Here is a 25,375-nt window from a genome sequence, read left to right as displayed (position 1 = left end):
TAAAACACCTGCCCAGCGCCAAGAAATAAATTAGCGGATGTGGCTAATCAACTCACCCTCCTTTTCCAGCAAGGTAAAGTGACAGGCTGCTATTTCAAACAGCTGTAGCTGGGCGATATTTTCAACACCGGTATCAACGTTGTTAAACCGGTATTGTTGATACCCCTCATTAGCTATCTCTTCTGTCGCCTTAAACAACACGATCTGCGTATGTTTTAATACGGCAGATAGTGGCTGTATATTCAACAGCTTATCGCTTACGACAACCGATTCGACATTATGTCTTAAATAATGTGGGATTTGTAACCGCTCCATCATAGAGTCCAGGTTAAAGGATGACTCATTGCGCTGATAATGATCTTCGCTTAACAACCAGGTATCCAGCAGATAGACAGTGATCGCCTTAACCCCACGCGCTTCTAAATAGGCCGCGATCTCCAGTGCAATCTTCCCGCCCAACGACCAGCCTAATAAAGTGACCGGTTGGCTGACATCAAGAATGCGATCGATATGCTCCAGATAATAACGTGCCAATTCATCAAGCCGCTCGATTTTCTGCTCATGATAGAAGTTATATGAGTCAACCCCATAACAGCAGTAGCGCTCACTCAACCTATTAGCCAAGGATTGATAGACAGAACAGTTCCCCATCCCAGGGTGAACCATAAACATCTGCGGCTTTTGCGTTACCGTATTAAATGGCACGATCACCTCAAAGGACTTCCCTTGAGCCTGTGTAATTACTTGCGATAACTCGCCTAAGGTGCGTGCATTGATAATATCAAGCAGACGAATTTTCACCCTCAGCACCTGATTAATCCGGTTGTTCAGCCTCATCGCCAGGATGCTGTTGCCGCCCAGTGCAAAGAAGTTATCCTCCATGCTGATTGCCTCAAATGACACTTGCAACGTATCAGCAAGCAACTCGCACAATGTTTTTTCAACCTTGTTTTCCGGCGCCACGTAGGACACGGAATGGGTTATTTGCGGTTCAGGTAACAACCTTCTGTTCAATTTACCGTTTGAGGTCACCGGCAGCGCCGTCAAATGAACGAATACGCCAGGCACCATATAATCTGGCAGGGTTTCCCGCAGATGAGCGCATAGCTTTTCGGTGGAAATTTCCTGCGCGGCAACATAATAGGCCACCAGATATTTATCATTGCTACCACGCTCACTGGCGATCACCACCGCATGATTAACGTCCGGATAACTGGCCAGGCGCGTCTCGATTTCACCCAGCTCAATACGGTAACCGCGCACTTTAACCTGGAAATCATTGCGGCCCAGATATTGGATATTGCCATCGGCTAAATAGCGAACCACGTCGCCGGTTTTATACATCCGGCCATTGTAACCCCGTAGCTTCTCCTCACTGCTCTGGAATGGATTGCTCAGGAAAACCTTATCCGTCAATGGTTTATTATTCATGTAACCTCTAGCGACACCGACGCCACCAATGAATAACTCGCCAATAGCCCCCGGTGGAATGGGTTGCAGTTGTGCATTCAGCACATAGGCGGAGGTATTGTCTATCGGCTTACCGATTAACACATCCTTGATGGAGGGTGCGTTACAGTCGTAGAACAGCACATCCACCGTCGCTTCCGTTGGGCCATAGAGATTATGGATCTGGCAATGCGGCAGTAAACGCTGGCATTTTCTGACTTCACCCACGTTTAACGCCTCTCCGCTGCAAAACAGATAGTTAAGGCTGCCCAGTTTTGCCTGCAACGCGCTCTGCCCTTCCAAGGTTTCAAGGAATGCCGATAGCATTGAAGGGACGAAATGGAGCGTCGTCACCTGTTGCTGTTCAATCAGTTCTGCCAGATAAACATTATCTTTATAGGCCTCCTGCGAAGCAAAAACGGTACAGGCCCCGTACCAGTTAGCCCAGAACAGCTCCCACACTGAAACATCGAAGGTGTAGTTGGTCTTTTGCAAGATACGATCCTGCGCCGTGATCGGATATTGCTTGTGCATCCAGACAATACGGTTGATCACACTGTGATGCTCTAGCATCACGCCTTTAGGATTGCCCGTGGTGCCGCTGGTATAGATGAGGTAAGCCAAATCGCCAGACCGCACCGATGAAGGCTGGTTGTCGCCTGGGTAGCGGGCAATATCAGCTGACGTTTCCCGCTCGGCGACATCGATGACGGTTCTGCCGGTTGCCGCTAGCGCTGCGGCTTTCTCGTCGCCAGGGTTTGCCGTCAAGATGATATCGATACCGGCGTTTTCCAGCATGTAGCTCACCCGATCATCCGGTGCCAGCGGATCCAGTGGTACGTAAGCGCCCCCCGCCTTGAGAATGGCCAGTATCGCGACCTGCATATGCTCAGAGCGGTTTAGACACAGCGCCACCAGATCGCCAGTGCGGACAGCAAAGCGTTCTCTCAAGTAAACCGACAAGCGGTTAGCGCGTTCATTCAGTTGCCGATAGGTCAGGCTCACGCCCTCAAACACCAGTGCGATATTCTCTGGGGTCCTCGCTACCTGCGCCTCGAACATTTCGTGGATCGTCATCTCCCGTGGGTAGTCGCATTCGGTGCGGTTCCCCTGGCAGATGATTTGCTCGTATTGTGCCGTATCCAGGTACTGAAGCTCCGCAAGGGAACGCCCCTGACTGCACAGCGTACCCAGTTGGCGCAGGATATGCCGATAGGTCGCAATGTAGTTCTCCATCGTTTGCCCGTTGAACAGGGCCGTCGCATAGTTGAAGACGCCACCTATCGCCTCTTCACTGTCGTCCATCATCACGGTCAAATCGAACTTCGCCGCCCGATAGGCTCCTTCTTGCACGTCATACTGCTCGAACAGGCTTTCTCCTTCGGTACGTCCCGCTGCACCAAACGATTGGAGACTGAACATCACCTGGAATATCGGGTGCCTTGAACTGTCCTTTTCCGTTTTCAGCACTTCAACCAGTTTTTCAAAAGGCAGGTCCTGGTGGGTATGCGCCTCACTGACCTGCTGCCCCGTTTCGCCAATAAATTCTCTGACCGTTTGGCTAACGTCTATCTGCCGTCTCAGGACCAGCGTATTGACGAACAGCCCCATGGTATCTTCCACCCCCGGGTAATGCCTGCCCGCTATCGGCGTCCCCAACACGATATCCTGCTGGTTACTGTAAACCCCCAGCAGCAGGTAATAGCCGCTCAGCAAGACCGTGTACAGGCTGACGTTCAACGAGGCAGCCAACGCCCGCAGTTCGGCACTGGTCGCCGCATCCAGCTGGAAAGTGATATCGTCGCCGCGGTAATCCAACTGCAACGGGCGTACATGGTCCGTCGGCAGGTTGAGCGGTTCATGGTCCGCCAGTTGCTCATGCCAGTAGGCCAATTGCTTGTCCAGCGTGGCTCCTTGCAGGTGTTGGCGCTGCCACAACGCAAATTCCCGGTACTGCACCGGCGGTGCCGGGAGTTCATTGCTGGCCTCTCCGGTGAACACGCGGTAATAGTGCAGTAACTCTTTTAACAGCAGATCCACCGACCAACCGTCAAACGCGATGTGGTGAATAACGATGCTGAAGTAGTCTGCTCCCGCCAGCGTATAGCACTGGGCCACAATCGGGCACTCCTGCGCCAGGTCAAACACCCGGTGCTGATGCTCGTGCAGCCGCGCATGCAACGCTTGCACGCTGTCGCATGTTTCGTGCGATATGCTCAGTGAGAATGTCTCGGCTGGCAGGATCTGTTGATAGCCCTGCCCGTCGTCATCGCACAGGATCAGGGTGCGCAGCACTTCGTGACGGTCAACCACCTTAATCAGCGCCTGTGCCACTTTCTGCGGATCGGTACCTGCCTGCAGCTTGAGCGTAAGCGGGATGTTGTAGGCGTTGCTGCCTTCTTCATAACGGTCGATAAACCACAGGCGCTCCTGGGCAAACGACAGCCGCTGTTCCTCAGGCCGGGCGATCGACGGCGCCTGGATGATCTGGCTACCCTGCGCGGTATGATCAATAAATGCCGCCAGTGCCCGGATGGATCTCAGGCGGAACAGGTCAGAGACATGCACGCTTTTTTCTAACGCGCGGGTCAAACGGCCCACCAGCTTGATCGCCAGAATGCTGTTGCCCCCCAGGCGATAGAAGTCGTCCAGCACGCTGAGGCTGTCCTGTGGGATGGCGAGCAGCTCGGCGAAGACCTCGGCCAGTTGCTGCTCGGTCGCCGTCTCTGGTGCCACCCGGTCTGCCTGCGCCTCAAACGTGGGGACCGGCAAGGCCGCGCGATCGACCTTGCCGTTGACGGTCATCGGTAGCGATAGCAGGTGAACCAGGGCCGACGGTACCATGTAGTCCGGCAGAACCTGTTGCAGATGGTCGCGCAGCATCTCCTGTTCCAAGGGGGCCTGCGCGACGTAGTATGCCGTCAGATGGGTATGCCCCGCCAGGTTAGTGCTCGCCAGGACCAGTGCCTGCTGGATGGCAGGATGGTCGATCAGCCGGGCTTCGATCTCCCCCGGCTCAATACGGAAGCCACGGATTTTAACCTGGAAGTCATTACGGCCCAGATATTCGATGTTACCGTCCGGCAGGTAACGGCCCCGGTCCCCGGTTTTATAAAGGCGGGCGTTTTCACCACGGCTGCGCTCGGCGTCACTGCGGAACGGATTGGCAATAAACGCGTCCGCTGTCGCCTGCGGATTGTTCAGATAGCCGCGTCCAACACCAGCACCACCAATATACAGCTCACCAATCGCACCTTGTGGGACAGGGCGCAGGTGGCGATCCAGCAGATAAACGCAAACGTTGTTGATCGCCATGCCGATATTAGTATTGGCATCGCCAGGTTGATAGAGCCGCGCCGTCGCCCAAACGGTGGTTTCGCTAGGCCCGTAACCGTTGATCAAACGTACTCCGGCCTCACAGTAGCGGTCAATCATCGCCCCGTCGATACACTCCCCGCCAACGACCAGCGTGGACAGTTCCAGCAGTTCATTTTGCGCCAGTAACGCCGGAGGAATAAAGGCGAAATCGATGGCGTGATCCCTGATATAGGCAGAGAGCGCGATAAAGTCGAGACGTTGCTGTTCTGCCAGAATATGCAGGCAATGGCCATTCAACAAGGCACAGAAGACATCCAGCGCATGGGCATCGAAAACATATTCCGAGTACCACAACGTGTTTAGCCTGGCAGCCTGCTCATAGCCCGTAGGCATACCTAGCAGGTCCGACTGCCCTTGCGCCAGGTTGATTAACGAGTGATGTTCAATCATCACCCCTTTTGGCCGGCCAGTGGTTCCGCTGGTATAGATGATATAAGCCAAATCGTCTGGCTGCGTGCGTGACTGCACGTTGCTGTCGTCGAGCTGCGCCAGCCTGTTGGCCAGTTGCGGGTTATCAATATCCAGCACAGGGAAACCACAGCCAGCGATGCGTGCGCCATAATGCTGCTGCGTCAGGATCAGCACCGGTTTAACGTCGTCGACCAGCAGACTCAAGCGCTCCAACGGTGCCTGAGGGCTAATCGGGACATAGGCCGCCCCGGCCTTGAGCACCGCCAGCATGGCAATGACCATATGGGCCGACTTATCAAAATAGAGGGCAACCGCGCTGTCAGGCTGTATCGCAAAGTTCGCCTGCAGGTAAGCCGCCAACTGGTTCACCCGCTGATTTAACTCGCGATACGTCAACCGCGTATCCTGATACACCAACGCCAAAGCATCCGGCGTTCTGGCGGCCTGCTCTTCAAACATCTGACCGGCCAGTTTATTTCGCTCCACGGCAACCTGAACCCGCGGCTGGTTTGCTACCCGCTGCGTATAGTCGTCCTTCGTCAGCAGCGATAACGCCTGGGGAACCATGGCCGGGTCCGCGATCAACTGCTGTACGGTGAGCCGTATTCCTTGCAGCACGCCTTCAATGGCCGAACGGCTGAACAGCTCGCCCGCATAGTTGATCTTGAACTCAATGCGCCCATCCTGTTCATACACCATGATGCCCAGCGGGTAATCCAGTTTTTCATCACTGTCCTCAAACTCGAGTTTGAACAGGCTCTCGCCGTTATCGGCAGGTACCGGGTAGTTTTCAAACACGAAGAGCGAGTTGAACAGACGTACCCCCGCCTTTTGCAGTGTGATCAGGCTGATATTGCTGTAGCTATTGATGTCATTAATATGGGCCTGCAGGCGTTTGACATTCTCGATGATCGCCTCATCGGTGTGTGCCAGAACGACAGGCAACGTATTGATATATAGACCAACAGAGCGTTCAATCTCCTCCACCGGCAGGTTACGGCCAGACACCGTCATGCCCACAATCGTCACGTCCGCATGGCTATAAAGACTGAGCTGTTGGTGCCAGCAATACTGCATCAGCGCATTCAACGTCACGCCATGCTGCCGTGAGAGCGCCTTCAGCCCGTGGTAAAGCTCACCAGCCAATGCGGTCGATACCGTCTGGGGATCTTGCAGGTGTTTATATTCACTTAAATTGACGTGTTTCATTTCCGGCTTTAGCAGGCCGGTGAGATTCTCTTGCACCTCCAGGCCAGCCAGATAGTTTTGCCAGAACTGCTCGGTTTCCTGGCTAACCGTCTGCAGCAATGCCTGCGCCTCCAGATAGCTTTGATCTGCGGCTTGCTCCGGCGCGCTTCCCTGTTGCAGGGCCAGATAATTTTGGTGCACGTCATTGAGCAAGATCGGCAGGCTCCAGCCGTCCAGAATAGCGTGGTGGTTATTAAACAGACAAATATAGTGATCGTCCGCGCACTTAACGATATACAGCCGGAATAACCCGCTAGCGGACAAATCGAAATAGGTCTGCTGATCCTGCTTGATGAGTTCAGCCACGGTGCTTGCCTGTGCACGTTCGTCTTGCTCACTGATATCGATAAACTGCCAACCAAAGGTGCCTTGCTTATCGACAATCTGCACAAACTCTTCCTGCCAGGAGAATCTTAGCCGCAGCGCCGGATATTTCGCCTGGCTACATTGCCATGCACGTTTTAACAGCTCGACATCCAACGCATTGCGATAGTGCCAGACCATTTGCGTACGATAGGCGTTGTCGATATCGCCCTGCAGGACGTAATGATAAATAAATCCTTGTTGCAGGCTGTTAGCCGGATAAATCGCCGCCACCTCTTCATCCTGCTGGAGGCGCGCTAACAATTCACCGGAGACCACACCCTTAACATCAGACTCGGTGAGATAAGAGCGAGATGACCGCTTAAGCTCGTCGATCAACTGGATTAACCGTTGTTGATAAGTCGTGGCAAACAGTTCGAGCTGCTCCGGGCTGAGATCCCCTTCGACCAGGAACTGTAATTGGCCATTTAACACACCGCCGTTCAGCGCTAAAAAGTCCGTTGTGCGGTTATTCGCTGATAATGCCGTTCCCGTAGATTCCTGAACAAATGCCCACTCGCCATCCCGTTCATCACCATCGAACTGGCCAAGGTAGTTGAAGGTCACTGCGGGCAATGCCTGCGCATCATAGCCAACCAGCACTCCATAGCCTAAGCCATGGTGAGGAGGGGTTCGCAGCCTGTCTTTAATCAGCGGTAAATTGCGTACCAGGTCACGATGCTCAACGCGCAGATTGACCGGATACATGCAGGTAAACCAACCGACGGTATTGTTAATATCCACATCGTCAAACATCGCCTCTCTGCCATGTCCTTCCAGCAGGACATACTGGCTGTCACCGCCAACCACTTGCGACAACGCATCCGCCAGTACGGTCAGCAGAATATCGTTCACCTCGGTGTGATAAACATGATGAAGGTCTCGCAACAGACAACCGGTTTGCTCTTGCGACAGGCTTATCATCGTACGATTAAGCGTCCCCACGCGATGGACGTCCAAACGCTGGTGCCAGCCGTCCAAATCCGTGGTCAGGCTATCCCAGTAATGCCTCTCATCCCTATGGTTGTTCATGGCAACGGCTGGGTAGTTTTGCAGTGAGTTGACCCATTGGCGGTAACTCGTGCCTTTCTGGCCCAGGATAGTTTGCGCATCAACCGTCGCATCCAGGTTATCGCCTTGTGCAGCAAAGAACTGGTAAAGCGTGCGTAAGTCTTGGTTAATAATCCGCCAGCTGACCGCATCAATATTGAGATGGTGTACCGCCACATGGATACGCGCAGTCTCATCAGCGTAGCCTGCAATATAACCGATATGGAACAGTGGCCCTTCTGCCAGGCAAAAACGGTTCTGCCAGGCCGTCAACTGCGCATCGAGCTGAACGGCTGTGAAATCCTGTTGATTGATCGCATCAAATGGCAACGTCGCTATCGTTTGACGATAGTGGCCAACAGCGGCATCTTTCGGGTAAACGGCTCGAAAAATATCATGGTATTCAACCAGTTTAGCCACGCTCAAACGCAGTAACTCAACGTTTAACGTTGGCACTTTAACCATAAATGCCTGGTTCCAATGCCCAGCATCAGGCAATTTCCCCGACTCTACGGCCTGGAAGAACCAGCGCTGGATCGGCGCCAAGGGGAGCTCATCCGCCAGCATGCCCGCTTCTGACTGGATAACCGGCATATTGTCATCCTGACGTTGCAGCAGGTAAGTACTCAATGCTTTGGCCGTTCTGTGGGCAAAGATGTCTTTCACCGTGAGATGGTGGCCAGATAACTTTTTGAGTTTGTTCGCCAGTTGGATACTGCTGATACTGTCCCCGCCCAAGCGGAAGAAATCATCGGTGACCCCCACAGCATAATCCTTCAGCTGTAATACCTCCGCAAATACGCGGCAGATCAGCATTTCACTCTCGTTGGCTGGGGCCACGTAGTTCACCTCATCCGTTAATATCGGCAGAGGTAAGGCTTTGCGATCCAACTTATTGTTCATGTTCATCGGCAATGCCGTTAAATGAACAAACGCTGTGGGGATCATGTAGGCAGGTAAACGCTGTTGCAGATGCTCAGACAGCATATCTGCTGGCAATGCGTCTGGCGCAACATAATAGGCCACCAGGTACTTTTGCCCCGAGTCATGCTCCAGCGCCAGTACCACAACCTGTTCAATCTGTGGATATTGGGTCAGACAGCTTTCGATTTCGGCCAATTCAATCCTGAAGCCACGGATCTTCACCTGTGCATCATTACGCCCAATATAGTCAATCTTACCGTCGTTCAGGTAACGGACTAAATCGCCGGTTTTATACAGCCGATCGTGACGTCCTCGCGCTTTATCTTCATCGCTTTGCAATGGATTGACGATAAACGCCTGATGAGTCGCCTCAGGGTTATTTAAATAGCCACGGCCTACACAGTCACCACTGATATAGAGTTCACCCACGGCACCCGCAGGGAGCGGCCGTAGACAACTGTCCAGAATATAAGCGTAAGCATTGCCTATCGGCCGGCCAATGGTGGTATTGCTATCGCCCGTTTGGTAAACGTTCCTGGTGACAAAGACCGTGGTTTCCGTTGGGCCATAGCAGTTAACTATTTTTACCCCCTGAGCGCTATAGCGCTCCATCACGCTGCTACTGGCTACCTCCCCACCCAGGATTAGTGTGGAAAGCCCCAGTGTTTCATTGTTATTTAGCAGCGCTGGAGGCACAAAGCCGATATCAATGGCATGTTGTTTGATGTATGCAGCCAGCGCAGCGAAATTCAAACGTATCTCTTTAGACAAGACATGTAAGCAATGGCCGGTCAGCAACGGGCTGAACACATCCAGGACATGCGCGTCAAAGGTATAATTTGAATAGAAAAGGTAACTTTTTGTCGGCTCTCCAACCTGACAGATCTCAGTGCCAAAGATACTCCGCTGCGCCTCAACAAGATTGGCGACAGAATGATGCTCAATCATCACCCCTTTAGGGGTTCCCGTCGTCCCGCTGGTATAGATGACATAAATCAGATTGTCAGGTCTGGTTTGGGTTGCCACATTAGCCACCTGGTGGCTGCCGGCCCGCGCTATCAACTCAGGATCGTCCACGCACAGCAGCGCCGTCTTCTGTGGATCAATCAGTTTGGCCAGCGCCTCTTGCGTGCCCAACTCCGTCAGAATAACGCGGGAATGAATATTTTCTATCGTCCAGAGCATTCTCTCCGCGGGCATATCGGGGCTAAGCGGTACATAGGCAGCCCCGGCCTTCAACACCGCCAGGATACTCACGATCATGCGCTCCGATCTTTCCAGGCAAAGCCCGATCAGATCGTCCGGTTGTAAAACAAACTGCGCTCTCAAGTAAGCCGCCAACCGGTTGGCACGTTCATTCAACTGCCGATAGGTCAGGCTCACGTCCTCAAATACCAGTGCGATATTCTCTGGGGTCCTTGCTGCCTGCGCCTCGAACATTTCGTGGATCGTCATCTCCCGTGGGTAATCGCATTCGGTGCGGTTCCCCTGGAAGATGATTTGCTCATATTGCGTCGTCTCCAGGTACTGAAGCTCCGCAAGGGAACGCCCCTGACTGCACAGCGTACCCAGTTGGCGCAGGATATGCTGGTAGGTCGCAATGTAGTTCTGCATCGTTTGCCCGTTGAACAGGGCCGTCGCATAGTTGAAGACGCCACCTATCGCCTCTTCACTGTCGTCCATCATCACGGTCAAATCGAACTTCGCCGCCCGATACGCCCCTTCTTGCGCGTCATACTGCTCAAACAGGCTTTCTCCTTCGGTACGTCCTGTGGCGCCAAACGATTGGAGACTGAACATCACCTGGAATATCGGGTGCCTTGAGCTGTCTTTCTCCGTTTTCAGCACTTCCACCAGTTTTTCGAAAGGCAGATCCTGATGGGTATGCGCTTCACTGACCTGCTGCCCCGTTTCGCCAATAAATTCTCTGACCGTTTGGCTGACGTCTATCTGCCGCCTCAGGACCAGCGTATTGACGAACAGGCCCATGGTGTCTTCCACCCCCGGGTAATGCCTGCCCGCTATCGGCGTCCCCAACACGATATCCTGCTGGTTACTGTAAACCCCCAGCAGCAGGTAATAGCCGCTCAGCAGTACCGTATACAGGCTGACGTTCAACGAGGCAGCCAACGCCCGCAGTTCGGCACTGGTCGTCGCATCCAGCTGGAAGGTGATATCGTCGCCGCGATAATCCAATTGCAGTGGACGCACATGGTCCGTCGGCAGGTTGAGCGGTTCATGATCCGCCAGTTGCCCATGCCAGTAGGCCAGTTGCTTGTCCAGCGTAGCCCCTTGCAGGTGTTGACGCTGCCACAACGCAAATTCCCGGTACTGCACCGGCGGTGCCGGGAGTTCATTGCTGGCCTCTCCGGTGAACACGCGGTAATAGTGCAGTAACTCTTTTAACAATAGATCCACCGACCAACCGTCAAACGCGATGTGGTGAATGACGATGCTGAAGTAGTCTGCTCCCGCCAGCGTATAACTGCTGGCCGCAATCGGGCATTCCTGCGCAAGGTCAAACACCCGGTGCAGATGCTCGTGCAGCCGCGCATGCAGCGCATGCACGCTGTCGCATGTTTCGTGCGGTATGCTCAGTGAGAATGTCTCGGCGGGCAGGATCTGTTGATACCCCTGCCCGTCGTCATCGCACAGGATCAAGGTGCGCAGTGCTTCATGCCGGGCGATCACCTTCATCAGGGCCTGTGCCACTTTCTGCGGATCGGTTCCGGCCTGCAGTTTGAGCGTAAGCGGGACGTTGTAGGCGTTGCTGCCTTCTTCATAACGGTCGATAAACCACAGGCGCTCCTGGGCAAACGACAGCCGCTGCTCCTCAGGCCGGGCGATCGACGGTGCCTGGATGACCTGGCAGCCTTGTGCTTCGCCGTCAATAAATGTCGCCAGTGCCCGGATGGTTCTCAGGCGGAACAGGTCAGAGACATGCACGCTTTTTTCTAACGCGCGGGTCAAACGGCCCACCAGCTTGATCGCCAGAATGCTGTTGCCCCCCAGGCGATAGAAGTCATCCAGCACGCTGAGGCTGTCCTGCGGGATGGTGAGCAGTTCGGCGAAGACCTCGGCCAGTTGCTGCTCGGTCGCCGTCTCTGGTGCCACCCGGTCTGCCTGCGCCTCAAACGTCGGGACCGGCAAGGCCGCGCGATCGACCTTGCCGTTGACGGTCATCGGTAGCGACAGCAGGTGAACCAGGGCAGACGGTACCATGTAGTCCGGCAGAACCTGTTGCAGATGGGCGCGCAACACATCTTGCTCCAAGGGCTCCTGCGCGACGTAGTACGCCGTCAGATAGGTATGCCCCGCCGGGTTAGTGCTCGCCAGGACCAGTGCCTGCTGGATAGCAGGATGGTCGATCAGCCGGGCTTCGATCTCCCCCAGCTCAATACGGAAGCCACGGATCTTAACCTGGAAGTCATTGCGGCCCAGGTATTCGATATTACCGTCCGGCAGGTAACGGCCTTGATCCCCGGTTTTATAAAGGCGGGCGTTTTCACCACGGCTGCGTTCGGCGTCACTGCGGAACGGATTGGCAATAAACGCGTCCGCTGTCGCCTGCGGGTTATTCAGATAGCCGCGCCCAACGCCAGCGCCACCGATATACAGCTCGCCAATCGCACCTTGGGGGACGGGGCGCAGCTGTTCGTCGAGTATATACAGCTGGGTATTACTGATTGGCCGACCGATGGGAACAGTGGAATCAAACGCCTGCGAGGCCGTGTTGGTCAAATAGGCCGTGGCGTAGGTTGTCGTTTCCGTCGGCCCGTAAACATGCACCAACTTGACCTGAGGATAAAGCGTTCTAAAACGATTAACATGGTTAACGGACACCTGTTCACCGCCGAACAGCAGATAGTTCAACTGCTGCAAACCAGGCAGTTCAGCATCCACCAGCGTATTAAAGAAGGCGGTCGTGGCAAAGAAATTGCTGATCTGACGATCGACAATAAGCTGAGAGAGACGGTCCAAGTCCAGGATATTTGGCTTGTCGGCAATCACCAACGCGGCGCCATTTAACAACGCCCCAAAGATGTCATAAATGGAGGCATCAAACTGATAGCCTGAAATACCAAGAATGCGATCCTGTTCACCGATCTCAACATAGTTGGCATTAATCACCAGCCGGTTCACACAGCGTTGCTCTATCAGAGTCCCTTTAGGATATCCCGTCGTGCCACTGGTATAAATGACATACGCCAGATCGTGGGGGCCGGTATTGCTGCATGGGTTATCTGCTGCACAGCGCGCCAAACGCGCGGTGGTTTCTGGTGCGTCAAGAGGGATAAGCATGGCGCCGGGTGCCATCAGGTCTACCCTTTGCAAAGCCTGCCGTTGGCAAAGCACTGCTTTTACCTTGGCATCCGCGATAATATAGCCATTGCGCTCATCAGGGGAATCCGGATCCATTGGCACATAGGCCGCACCCGCTTTCAGTATGGCCAGAATGCCAATGACCAACTGCTCACTGCGCTCAAGATAGAGACCCACGAGATCGTTGGCGCGCAGCTGGCAACATTGCTGCAAATAATGCGCTAGCTGGTTCGCCTGTTGGTTTAACTGTGCGTACGTTAACACCACGTCGTTAAATTCTACGGCGACGCTGTCTGGTGAGGCGGCCACGCGTGCTTCAAACAGCGCGGCGAGGGTTTTATCCTGTTCGTAGGGCCTGCGGGTATCATTCCACTGGTGGATCATCGTTTGATACTGCGCCGCCTGCAGGTAAGGCAACTCGGCTTGAGACTGAGAGGCACCCTGAACAATATTTTCTACCAGCGTCCTCATCGTGTTCAGCAGTTGCTCGATCAGCACGTCGTCAAACAGTTCACCGGCATAATGCAGGCTCAACGCCAGGTGCTGCTGTTCCAGCACGGTCACCACCAACGGATAATCTTGTTTCTCGTTAGCGCTGGCGAAACGTAGCCGTAAATCGCTATCGATATCCCCACTGGGCATCGGATAGTTTTCAAAGACAAACAAAGAGTTAAACAGGCGTTTTCCTGCCGGTTGCAGCTGAGCCAGATTGACATGGCTGCGGGTATTCGCCTCATTGATCGCGTCCTGCAGGTTTTGAATAGCAGTGAGGACCGACACTGAAGCCTGATGATCGACGATCAGCGGCAGTGTGTTGATCAATAATCCTACCGTTTGATCCACGCCATCCACGGGCAGGTTACGGCCTGAAACCACCGTGCCAACGATGCTGGCCGCATTGCCAGAATAAATACTGAGCACTTTGTGCCAGCAATATTGCAATAGCGCATTAAGGGTTATCGCATTCCCGGCGGTGAATGATTTCAGCTGTTGATAACCAGATTCATCAAACATCAGCTGCTGTGTTTTCGACGTTTTAATATGCTTATATTCATTTAACTGAACGTGCTTCGCCTGCCCGCACAGCAAGATATTTAAATCTTCGGGTTCATCCTGTGCTGCCAGATAGTCCCGCCAGAACGGTAAATGCTCGCTTTTGTGCGACTGTATATAGCGCTGAACCTGATGGAAACCGTGGTCACATGCCTGCGGCAATGTTTCACCACGCAACAACGCCAGATAGAATTTATGCACCGCTTCAATCAGTAGCGGGTTACTCCAGCCATCCATGATGGCGTGGTGGCAGCTGAAAATGCAGCGGTAACATGCATCCGCATTTTTGACCACATAGACCCGGAAGATCCCGCTGATCGATAAATCGTAAGGCCGTGCTCGATCCTGGGCAGATAAATCAGAGAAGAAGGCTTGCTGTTGGTGCTCGCTTTTTCCACTGAGATCAAAGAAATGCCAGTTCAGTGCAGCATGGGCATCAACAATCTGCACCAACTCTTCATCCCAATTAAACCGCAGGCGGAGCGTTGGATAATGCTGCTGCGCCTGCAACCATGCCTGCTTCAGACAGGCGATATCCAGCGCATTGTCATAGTCCCAGAACATCTGGGTATGGTAGGCATCGTCGACTTCCCCCTGCGATAGCGCGTGGTAAATAAAGCCTTCCTGCAAACTATTGGCCAGATAAACCGATTCCAGCTCGGTATTACGCTGTAGAGCATCAAGTGTTGCTTGAGGTATTACCCCGTCAATATCTCGTGCAGTCAGATAAGTGCGGCTTTCCGCCAGCAAGCGCTCAATAACGCCTGCAATTGCCCCCAGGTAACGGCTCGCCAGGTGTTGCAATACTTCGTCTGCCAGGTAACCGGAGAGGCGTATTCTCAGTTCCCCGCCAACTACACCACAGTTGACGCTGAGCAGATGCGCTTCGCCATTCTCATGCGCAACGGTTTGTCCGCTGTTTGTCGGGCTGAAGCACCATCCCTCCTGCTGCACCTCATCAAAGCGCCCTAAATAGTTAAAGCTAACCGGTGGCAACTGGTCAGCGTCATACCCCATCAGCGGCGCAAATCCAACGCCCCGGCGTGGGATCCCGCCAACGGTCTCTTTGACGGTCACGATCCGTTGACGCCAGTCTCCCTCGCTGGTCAAGCGGACCGGGTACATAGTGGTCAGCCAGCCTACCGTACGGTTGATATCGACGCTGGTATCGAGCGCTTCTCGGCCATGGCCTTCCAACGTCAGGTACTGGGTAGGCAGCCCGGTAAACTCATTAAGGATCTCAACGAAGCTGGCTAACAGAAGATCGTTAACCTGGGTATTGAACACATGATGTACCCCACCCAGCAGATGCTGCGTTAAGGTTTTATTTAACGATAACTCGCGTTGGCTCAACGATGGCGAGGTGAACAGCGGCGCTATCCGTTGGCGATAGTCACCCAGGCCGCCAATAACAGTACGCCAATAAAGCGTTTCCTCATTGGCTCCCTGATGGTTGGCATAATCCTGTACCTGGGCAGCCCACTGACGATAACTGGTGGGTTTATCACCTAAAATCTCAACGGGATCGCTAATACCCGCCGAGTTTCCTTCCAGCGCGCGATAAATCCTTTCCAGATCCTGTTTGATGATATGCCAACTTACCGCATCCATAATCAGGTGATGAAAAGCAAAGTGCAGCTTCGCCCGTGGCGCATTTTCGCTTGTTATATAGCCAATATGGCACAGCTTGCCGCCAAAGATATCAAACTCACTTTGCCACCGATCAAATAGCGCGATTTGTTGTTCGGCCCCCACGGGTTCATCAATAACCGACAGCGGTATTTCGCCGACTTCTGATTGGTAGTGCTGGCTGTACCCCCCGTTACCGTCACGCGTAAAGACCAGTCTCAGGGCATCATGATAGGCAAATAACAGCGCCAGGCTCTTATTGAGTATGCCAATATCCAACGGGGGAACATCCAGCACAAAAGATTGGTTCCAGTGCTGATAAGCAGAAAAAGTGCCCAGTTTGACCTGGTCAAAGAACCATTGTTGGATCGGGAGCAACTGCGCAGGGCCGCTCAGCATCCCCGATTCGGAGAGATGTTTGATATGACAGTCATCGCCTTCCAGCACAATAGTCCGGGCAAGTAAACGAACGGTTTTGCAGTCGAAAATATCTTTTACGCTGGCCGTCCCCTTTAGCCTTTGACGGATCATTCTCACCATCTGAATGGCGCTGATACTGTCGCCGCCCAGCTTAAAGAAATCGTCATTAACACCGACATGACCCGGCTCCTGACCTAATATCTCACCATAGATCTGGCATAGCGCCCTTTCCATCTCATCGGCAGGAGCGACATAGTCATCCTGCCCGCTCAGATCGGGCAGCGGTAATGCCTTACGGTTTAATTTACCGTTAACCGTCATCGGGAACGCCGTTAAGTGAACATAGGCCAGCGGGATCATATAGTCAGGCAAAGCATCCGCCAGGTGCCTAATGATCTGCTCTTTGTCCACGGCAACATCCGCAACATAGTAGGCAACTAACGACAGCGCTCCCGTCGGGAGCTTATGTGCAATGACCGCCGATTGGATAATCTGCGGAATTTGCACCAGCTGCATTTCAATTTCGCTTAATTCAATTCTGAAACCGCGGATCTTCAGCTGGGAGTCTCGCCTGCCGACATACTCAATGCTACCGTCGACCAAGCGGCGGACAAGATCGCCGGTTTTATACAGCCGTGCCGCTTCATTGCGCTGCTTTTGCTCGTCGCTCTGGAAGGGATTGGCGATAAAGGCGCGCTCGGTCTGCTGCGTATCATTCAGATAACCCCGGGCCAGGCCAATACCACTGATATAAAGCTCGCCGATCACACCGACGGGGACAGGTGCCAGGTGTTCATCTAAAACATGCACATCAAGATTCAGTAGCGGCAGGCCGATATTGAGGTTGCTATCGCCATTTTCATAATAGTGCAACGTCGCACAGACGCTGCTTTCCGTCGGGCCATAGGCATTGATGACCGTTGTTCCCTGCGCACGATAACGTTGCATAATCTCACGATTACAAGGTTCACCAGCAACAACCAGAGTAGAGAGCGCTAAAAGAGAGTTTTTATCCAATAATGCCGGGGGAATGGTGGCAATATCAATGCGAGCATCGGCAATATATTCCGCTAACGCGTCAAAATCCTTGCGCTTACTTTCCGGCAAAATATGTATCACATGGCCATTGGCAATCGCCGTAAAGAGTTCAGAGACATGGGCATCAAAAACATAGGCGGCATACCAAAGACATTGCTTTACCGACTCCTCGCCAGGTGCCAAGCCAAACGCTTCGCCCTGAACCAGCGCCAGATTGATTAATCCCGCGTGTTCAATCATGACGCCTTTTGGCTTACCTGTCGTGCCGCTGGTATAAATAATATAGGCTAACTGGTGCAAATCTATAGCGATATCAAGGTTCTCTGACTGCTGCTGAGCAGCCAGATCGCGCTGAAACTGCGGGTTATCAACGGCAATAATCGGCACCTGCGGCAGCTCTGCAATCTCATTCAAATAGCTCACGCTGGCGCTATCGCCCAAGATGGCTTTAGCTTGTGTGTCCTGCAGAATAAAACTTAATCTGTTCCCGGCCTCGCCAGGGTTAAGCGGAACATAGGCGGCCCCAGTTTTGAGTATGGCAAGAATACATACGGGCATTGCTGCCGACTTTTCCAGGCACAGGGCGACGAAATCGCCGCTCTTGATCCGCAGTTCACACCTTAGGTAATCCGCCAGACGGTTGGCCTGTTGATTAAGCTGTTGATAGGACAGTGTTTGATTGCCATAGATAACGGCGTTGCGGGCTGGGTAAGCCGCGGCCATAAGCTCAAATTGTTCGACAATCGAATGTTGAGGGACTTTGGCGCCAGCGCATACGTGCTGGTTGTGGTGTGGCGGCTGCGCAATCAGCGTGATGGAATTTATTGGCGTGTCTACTTCACCAGCAAGCAGCCTATCGAGCGTATTAATAAACAGATCTTTATAGAGCTCAATAAAATTCTCAACCAATGCGGCATCAAGGACGTTGCGATCAAACCTGACGCGATAGTTGATACCACTCGCTAACGTCTCCTGTTCAAACAGCAGCTGATTCACCAGGTCAATATGAAAGTCATGATTGGCCGATTCATCGACGATGCCGCTAAAATGGGTCTGGTGATCACGCAGGAAAGTTTGGGCAAAAGCAACATCCAGTACGCCGGTGGCCTCACCACAAGCCAGGATCTCATGAACAGGTAAATATTTGGCTTTTGTCTGTTTTAATGATTTGTAATAACGATGAACACTGGCAATAACGCTACGGATCGTCGCATCAGCCGCAAAGCGATAATCGATAGCCAAGGTATTGATATGCGCACCATACAACAGCTCCTTACCTTCAGAGATCGCTACCGGGAAAGCGAGCGCAACGGCTTTTTGCCCTGACATTTTGTGTAACAGCAGGGCCATGACCATTTGCCCGAACAGGTAGGTGGTCAACTTATACTTGCGCAGTAACAGCTTTACGCGTCGGCTGATATCTTCATCAAAACCAAACAGTAACTCGTCGATCTGACGCCGGGTTGCCGCGGTTGCAAGCTGGCGGCCCGTTTGTAAAAAGCGTAAATCAACGCCTTCAAGATCGCCCAGACGCTCGCGCCAGAACTCACGCATTTGTTCGCCTTTTTCTTGCAGAAGCGTGGCGAAATTATGGCAAAGCTGCTGGTGCATAGCCCCTTGATCCTGCAGCGATGGCACCTGATAGTCGATGCCATTATAGCGTTTACGCCACTTGTCCCAGACCTCTTCGGTACTGATGCCATCGACAACAATATGGTGAAAAATAAACAATGTACGGTATCGTTCTGCCCCAAGAGAAATCAAATGTATCCGTACCAGTGGGCCATTTCTTAAGTCAAAGGGGGCAGAGACTAACGCATAAATTTCTTCATCGGTTAACGGGGTGTCGTGATAGGTGACTAAATTGAAAACGGGTTCTCTCGGTACCCAAAAGGCTCCCTCAGGCCCGTCTTCAACGTTATGACGGGTAATAAAATGCTCGTTAAGCAGTTGTTCAAAACTATCGTTATACTTTTTTTTGTCGATTGCGCCGACAATGGTATTGTCGATCACAATATTGTAATCACTGCGATCGGGATCTTGTAGCCACTCATAATAAAAAATTGTCTGGTAGGGGGTGAGCGTTATTTTTTCCATATTATTCGCCATGATTATTTTACTCCTTGAGATATTTTATTTATAAATATTTTGGCTGGTTTGAGTCATAGCACGGCCAACACCGTGAGCATCGACTCACAGCAATAGGTATCACCTGAACGTTATTGTGCCGAGGGTTCAGCAGTACTCGCGGATCAGGGTGAAATTAGGGTTTGGCTGATTATTCCCGTGCCAATGCGTCAATGGGATCCAGCCGCGCAGCGCTGCGCGCAGGGAGATAACCGAACACGACACCAATACCGGTGGAACATAAGAACGCACTCAGCAGAGCCACCGGTGGGAAGTTGATCTGCCAGCCCGGCATGGCCAACTGCACCAGCAATCCGATGGTGAACGACAGCGCGATCCCTAAAATCCCCCCCACCAGGCAGACCAGCACCGCCTCAATCAGGAACTGTTGCAGGACGTCGCCGGAACGAGCACCTACGGCCATGCGGATGCCGATTTCTCGCGTTCTTTCGGTGACCGAGACCAGCATGATATTCATCACGCCAATCCCCCCCACCACCAACGAAATCACCGCCACCAGGATCAGGAACAGTTGCAGCGTACGGGTGGTTTTCTCCGCCGTTTGCACCAGGCTATCCATGTTGTAGGTAAAGAAGTCTTTCTTGCCGTGGCGCAACGTCAACAGCCGCGTCAGTTGCTGCTCTGCCTCCTGGCTGTTATAGCCATCGCGGATACGCACGGTGATCGAATCGAAGTAGTCGTTGCCCATCAGGCGATTGGCCATCGTGGTATAAGGCACCCAGACGCTGAGCATCTTGCTGCTGCCAAACATGGTTTGCTTTTCCTTCGCCACCCCCACCACGGTCGCAGGCATATTGCCAATCAGGATCACCTCACCCAGCACGTTTTTTTGTTGCGGGAACAGACGGCGCTGGGTGTTGGTATCGATCACCACCGTCTGCGTCTGGGACTCTACCTGTCTGACATCAATAGCCGTTCCTTGAGAAAACTCCATGCCGTACACCCGGAAAAACTGCTCGCTGACGCCCGCCACATTAGCCGCCACATCAATATTGCCAAAGCGCAGACGCATGCTGCTGCGAGTCATGGGAGAAAGCGCGCTGATATAAGGTTGTGCATTCAATGCGCTCAGATCGTCATATTTCAACGCCTGGCGGAGGGTTGGGTCATCGTCACCAAAATCCTTACCAGGATAGACATCTATGGTGTTGGTGCCGATGGATTTGATCTCGGCCAACACCTGCTGTTGGACTGCATCGCCTATCACCAGGATCGAGATCACCGAGGCAATGCCGATGACGATCCCCAGCATGGTTAACAAGGTACGCATCTTGTTGGCCGCCATCGCCCACCAGGCCATCGACAACGCCTCCCGGAAACGGTCGGCCATCTGCTGCCAGGAAGGGGCTGGCGTGGCCAGTTCCAACGACTTGGCCTGAGGCTTGCCCTGCGACTGTGGCCGAGAATCACCAATGATTTCGCCATCGTGGATTTCGATAATCCGCTCGGCCTGCTGCGCTACCGCCGGATCGTGGGTAACGATAATCACCGTGTGCCCCTGTTCGCACAGTTGCTTGAGGATCGTCATCACCTCTTTACCCGAGTGACTATCGAGCGCACCGGTTGGCTCATCCGCCAGGATCACCTGGCCACCGTTCATCAATGCCCGCGCAATGCTGACACGCTGCTGCTGCCCACCGGACAGCTGGCTTGGCCGATAGGCGATACGTTCACCCAACCCCAGGCGTTGCAGCAAGGCTGCCGCCCTGGCATGCCGTGCCGAGTTATTCATCCCAGCGTAAACGGCAGGCACCTCCACGTTATGCGCCGCACTCAGATGTGGCAGCAAATGATAACGCTGGAAGATAAAGCCGAAATGCTCGCGCCGCAGCCGGGCCAATGCATCGCCATTGAGCGTGGCCACGTCCTGCCCGGCCACGCGGTAAATGCCGCTGTTGGGTTTGTCCAGACAGCCGAGAATGTTCATCAGCGTCGATTTACCGGAGCCGGAGGCCCCGATGATCGCCACCATCTCACCGGCATTTATCTTCAGGCTGACGCTTTTCAATACCTCCAGGGTTTGATCGCCGGATTGATAACTACGCCGGATATCACTCAGCTCCAACAGTGCGGCCATCAGCTGTCCTCCACGCCGCCGCGGCTGACAATCACTTCTTCACCGGCTGTCAGTCCACTGACAATTTGCACATCCAGGTTGTTACGCATGCCGATCGTCACCTCCCGCTGCTGTTGCTGGCCCTGTTGCAGCACCGCAACGTGGTAACGGTTATCGGCGATCTGCTCCCCTAACGCTACCAACGGAATAACCAGCGCATCGCTGGCGCTAACCAGCTGAATATGCACCTGCGCGGTCATTTGCAGGCGCAGCAACCCCTGCGGATTTGGCACTTCGAAACGCGCGTAATAAAAGATGGCGTTATTGACCTTCTCTGGGGTGGGTTGGATGTCTTTCAGCACGCCCTCAAAGCGTTTGTTCGGATCGCCCAGTACGGTAAACCAGGCTTTCAACCCCGGCTTGAGGTGGATGACGTCCGCTTCGGAAACCTGCGCCTTCACCAGCATGGTGCTCATATCTGCCAGCGTCAGAATGTTGGGTGCCTGCTGCGCGGCAATCACCGTTTGGCCCTGAAAGGTGGTGATCTGCACCACATCACCGTCCATCGGCGCTTCAATGCGGGTATAGGCCAGATTGATCTTGGCGGTGTCCAGGCTGGCCTGATTTTTGGCGATCTGCGCCCGGGTGTTTGCCACCTGCGCCTTTTTCACCGCCAGCTCGGTGGTCAATTTATCCAGATCCTGGCGCGATACCGCCTGCACCTTGGCCAATTCGCGGTTACGCTGCAAGGTGACCTCAGCCAGTTGCTGCTCCGCCTGCGCCTGTTGCAGCTGGGCTTGCAGTTGCTGTAGCGTGGCCTCGCCTTCGCGAATGCTGTTTTGTGCCTGTTGGGGATCGATAATGCCGAGCAGTTGGCCTTTTTGCACCTTATCGCCAATCTCGACCTTCAGGCTCTCCAACTGTCCGCTGACCTGAGCCCCCACATCAACCTTGCGTACCGCATCCAGTTGGCCAGTCGCCAAAACGTTCTGTTGAAAATCACGCTGGGTAACCTTAACCGTTTTAAACTCCGTAGGGAGCGGTTGGCTGAAATGCCAAAAAGCCAGCATAGCCATCGCCACTAAAGCGCCGCCCCCTAGCAGCCTTCGTTTTGTTCGTCCTTTTAACATATGGATATTTTTCCCTAGCTATTTCGTCTATTTCTGCCAATTTCTAGCCGCCAAGCCGCCATCGAAATAAACCATCACGTGAATACATACCCCTCCACCAAGGCCAATATGTGCAGCGAGCCTATTATTGATATTACTTATAACTTACCTCTATTTCATAATGCTTAAGCTATAAATAAAGCCACTTACCCATCCTTCTGGAATGGTTTTTATCAAGGCACAATGGCGCAGGCCCAATAGCAAAGCCGCTTATCTCTCTATCGTGTGCAGAACCTGTAGAGGGCCGATACGTTTAAATTGACATGAGTGATAATAGAACTGATTGAAATTTTGAATGGCAGCTATTATTGATTAATTTTTCTGATAGTTCAAATGGAATTTCCCCTTAAATAGACAAATAACCCGGTATTTATTGGTGTATATTCTTATTATCTAAGTTATTACTTATATGAAAACAAGAAGCCTCCTAGATAAATATAAGGTGGAATGATTAACTGTCAATTGGGTTATTCAGATGAGTTATTAATAGCGCCATCGTGTTGGCACCATTGATGCCAACCCTCAACCAAGTATTTGAGTTTAGGCGAAAGCCCCTTTAGAGGGCGAATAAGAGTGTATGCCTCGATTGGCACTTTGCAACGAATTGACCTGCGGAAGATCCAGGCCACAGAAGCACAGTCGGTAAAAACATGACGCCAATTGGCGTGGTGCGGGGGTTTACGGTGAGAAAAACCTGACGGTTGGATTAAACAGGCGCGGCATGCGGTTGAAGCAGCCGCATGCCGCGCCCGATATCAGTCACTAAGGCATAGTCAGTATTGCGGTGGCCGAACCGAAGAAATCACCGGCCTCCACGGTCCCTGCTTTAGTCAACGTAGATACAAACTCCACTGGCATCTTGGTCGCTGCCAAAGCACGTATCCTGAGCCCGGTAGCGCCGTTCACTCCACCAATGGTCAAGCGGCTTTTCAGACTACCGTCGCTTCTGAGGTTGACCATCCCATTTCCGCCCGCTCCCGCAGCGTAGACCATAACGTCCATGGTTTGCGTGCAACGGATATAACCGGTTTGCCGCGCCTGATGCCCTTCAATATCCCTCAGTTGGACTTGGCCGTGGGTCAGTTCAACGCTGGTTTCGGTAAATTCACATTTACCCACCGGCGGCGGTACAATCCCGCAGAGGCTGCTGGGCATCATGGTGCTGCCACCGGCACTGGTAGTTCCCGTTGCCATTTTATAGTACATCCCTACACATTCCTGCGTCACCGCTGGGCCAACGTGATTCTGAGTTCCGCTGCGCGGTAGCGAATACTTACGCTGAAAAGCCGCCCCTACGTCGCCTACCGTGCGCAAATTCTGGATACCGTCAAGGTATTCGACACCATCTGAAACACCAGGACCTGCCTCTCCAGCATCACTGTGCCGGTGGCCAATAAATACCGTACATTGCCCCCAGCCATAACACGGATTGGGTGTAGCATCGACGGTATCCCAGTATTCAATAGTCCACCAATATTTGGCGTTCTCGGGTGTCCCCTCACTACGGGTAATATAAGAATAAATCGCGCTATTGGCGCTATACGTTGTCAGTAACGTGACAGCAAAAAGTATCGCTTTAATGGCTTGCATAACTACCCCTGTGATCATCCCTTATCTACCGCGTATTCATTCACCACGCCGTCGATTTCAGGGTAAGCCGTATTACGGGCTACTCGTATTCCAATAAAAACGTCGCGCTGGCGGTAAATTCGCCAGGGTTAATGGTTTTTTGGCTAATCGCATCGGGTTCACCTTGAACATAGGTCCGCAGGCTAATGGTATTATTGCCCGCGATCAGCCCTTGGTTATAGCGGCCGGTATTGATCGCGACCTTATTTCCCTGCTGCGTTTCAATACCTATGCCAATACCGCTGGTCTGACTCGCCCCGGATATCGCCAGCAGACCACTCAGCCTACTGTTTTCCGTGCCGGAAAAGGTCAGCTTCACCATATTTCCCAGGCTAAGATCGCAATCATCGAGATGTAATACCAACGGCACCCCTAGCGTACGGGTGTTGATATAAAGGTATTTCTCAACGATCGAACCAAAATCGATAGTGATATCTTCATCCGTGACTCGCAACGTGCAAGGGTCAGCCACCAAAGCGCCTCTAAAGCGTACGTTATCAACCGCCTCGGATACGCTGGATAAACCGCCAAGCCCTACAGTCAGGGATAGTAACAGTGCCGAAAATCGCATGGTATTACCTCCCTGTTATTGATAATCGGCCTGCAGCGTTGCCATTGCTTCAAACGCGCCTTCCGTTAATACTATGCCCGTCTGCTGCACCGGCACGGCTTTAAGCTGGGGTTTGCTGGTCGGCGTGATGGTTATTTCACTGCCAATAACAAAGGGTTGACCGTCACGCAGGATTTTAATCCCCAGCCCGTTAATATTGGTTCGCACCGCGGCGTTATCAAAAGAAATGGGGTTCCCCGTAAGCTTCAATTTTAACGCCCAACCATGGGTATTTGGCTCACAAACCAGATCATAATTAATGTTCTGCATATAGTTAACGCCATCCACTTTTTTGACACCCACCTTAAGACCAAAATCAACGATGATATTATTACCGCTGTTAATGCTACAAGGTGGTGGTTCGAGCAGCGTGCCTCGAAACCTCATATCGCCCCCTGCGGCAAATGCGGTAGATAACAAGCCACTTATACCCGCAGTCAGAAGGGATAACAGTAGAATTCGCATGTCTTGTGCTCC

The 25,375-nt window shown here is 52.9% G+C and carries 6 protein-coding genes; all 6 read right to left on the bottom strand.

Annotated elements, in window-relative coordinates:
- Positions 1-30: 30 nt before the first annotated feature.
- Entirely contained in the window at positions 31-19,395 is a 19,365-nt protein-coding gene (locus ACX9GU_RS04010) for an amino acid adenylation domain-containing protein (RefSeq protein WP_473193914.1), read from the bottom strand.
- Between the two features lie 169 nt (positions 19,396-19,564).
- A complete protein-coding gene (gene macB / locus ACX9GU_RS04005; RefSeq protein ID WP_473193913.1) occupies positions 19,565-21,511 on the bottom strand; it encodes a macrolide ABC transporter ATP-binding protein/permease MacB in 1,947 nt (648 codons plus the stop codon).
- Positions 21,511-22,566, bottom strand: a complete 1,056-nt coding sequence (gene macA, locus ACX9GU_RS04000) for a macrolide transporter subunit MacA (protein ID WP_473195105.1) — start codon at positions 22,564-22,566, stop codon at positions 21,511-21,513. Before macA ends, macB begins: the two co-directional genes overlap by 1 nt.
- An 855-nt stretch (positions 22,567-23,421) precedes the next feature.
- Positions 23,422-24,249, bottom strand: coding sequence for an MrpH family fimbial adhesin (locus tag ACX9GU_RS03995; protein WP_473193912.1), 828 nt, complete (start codon positions 24,247-24,249; stop codon positions 23,422-23,424).
- Between the two features lie 79 nt (positions 24,250-24,328).
- Complete coding sequence (locus tag ACX9GU_RS03990; protein ID WP_166733358.1) at positions 24,329-24,859, bottom strand: fimbrial protein; 531 nt, start codon at positions 24,857-24,859, stop codon at positions 24,329-24,331.
- Between the two features lie 15 nt (positions 24,860-24,874).
- Entirely contained in the window at positions 24,875-25,363 is a 489-nt protein-coding gene (locus ACX9GU_RS03985; protein WP_473193911.1) for a fimbrial protein, read from the bottom strand.
- Positions 25,364-25,375 lie beyond the last annotated feature (12 nt).

The sequence above is a fragment of the Serratia sp. K1WW1 genome, assembly GCF_055790865.1.
Note: the sequence above shows the minus strand (reverse complement) of the source record. Positions and strands in the feature narration are given on the sequence as shown.

Excerpts from the sequence above, each read along its gene's own strand:
- macB (WP_473193913.1), bottom strand. The coding sequence starts at position 21,511 with ATGGCCGCACTGTTGGAGCTGAGTGATATCCGGCGTAGTTATCAATCC.
- macA (WP_473195105.1), bottom strand. The coding sequence starts at position 22,566 with ATGGCTATGCTGGCTTTTTGGCATTTCAGCCAACCGCTCCCTACGGAG.
- ACX9GU_RS03990 (WP_166733358.1), bottom strand. The coding sequence starts at position 24,859 with ATGCGATTTTCGGCACTGTTACTATCCCTGACTGTAGGGCTTGGCGGT.
- ACX9GU_RS03985 (WP_473193911.1), bottom strand. The coding sequence starts at position 25,363 with ATGCGAATTCTACTGTTATCCCTTCTGACTGCGGGTATAAGTGGCTTG.
- ACX9GU_RS03995 (WP_473193912.1), bottom strand. The coding sequence starts at position 24,249 with ATGCAAGCCATTAAAGCGATACTTTTTGCTGTCACGTTACTGACAACG.
- ACX9GU_RS04010 (WP_473193914.1), bottom strand. The coding sequence starts at position 19,395 with ATGGCGAATAATATGGAAAAAATAACGCTCACCCCCTACCAGACAATT.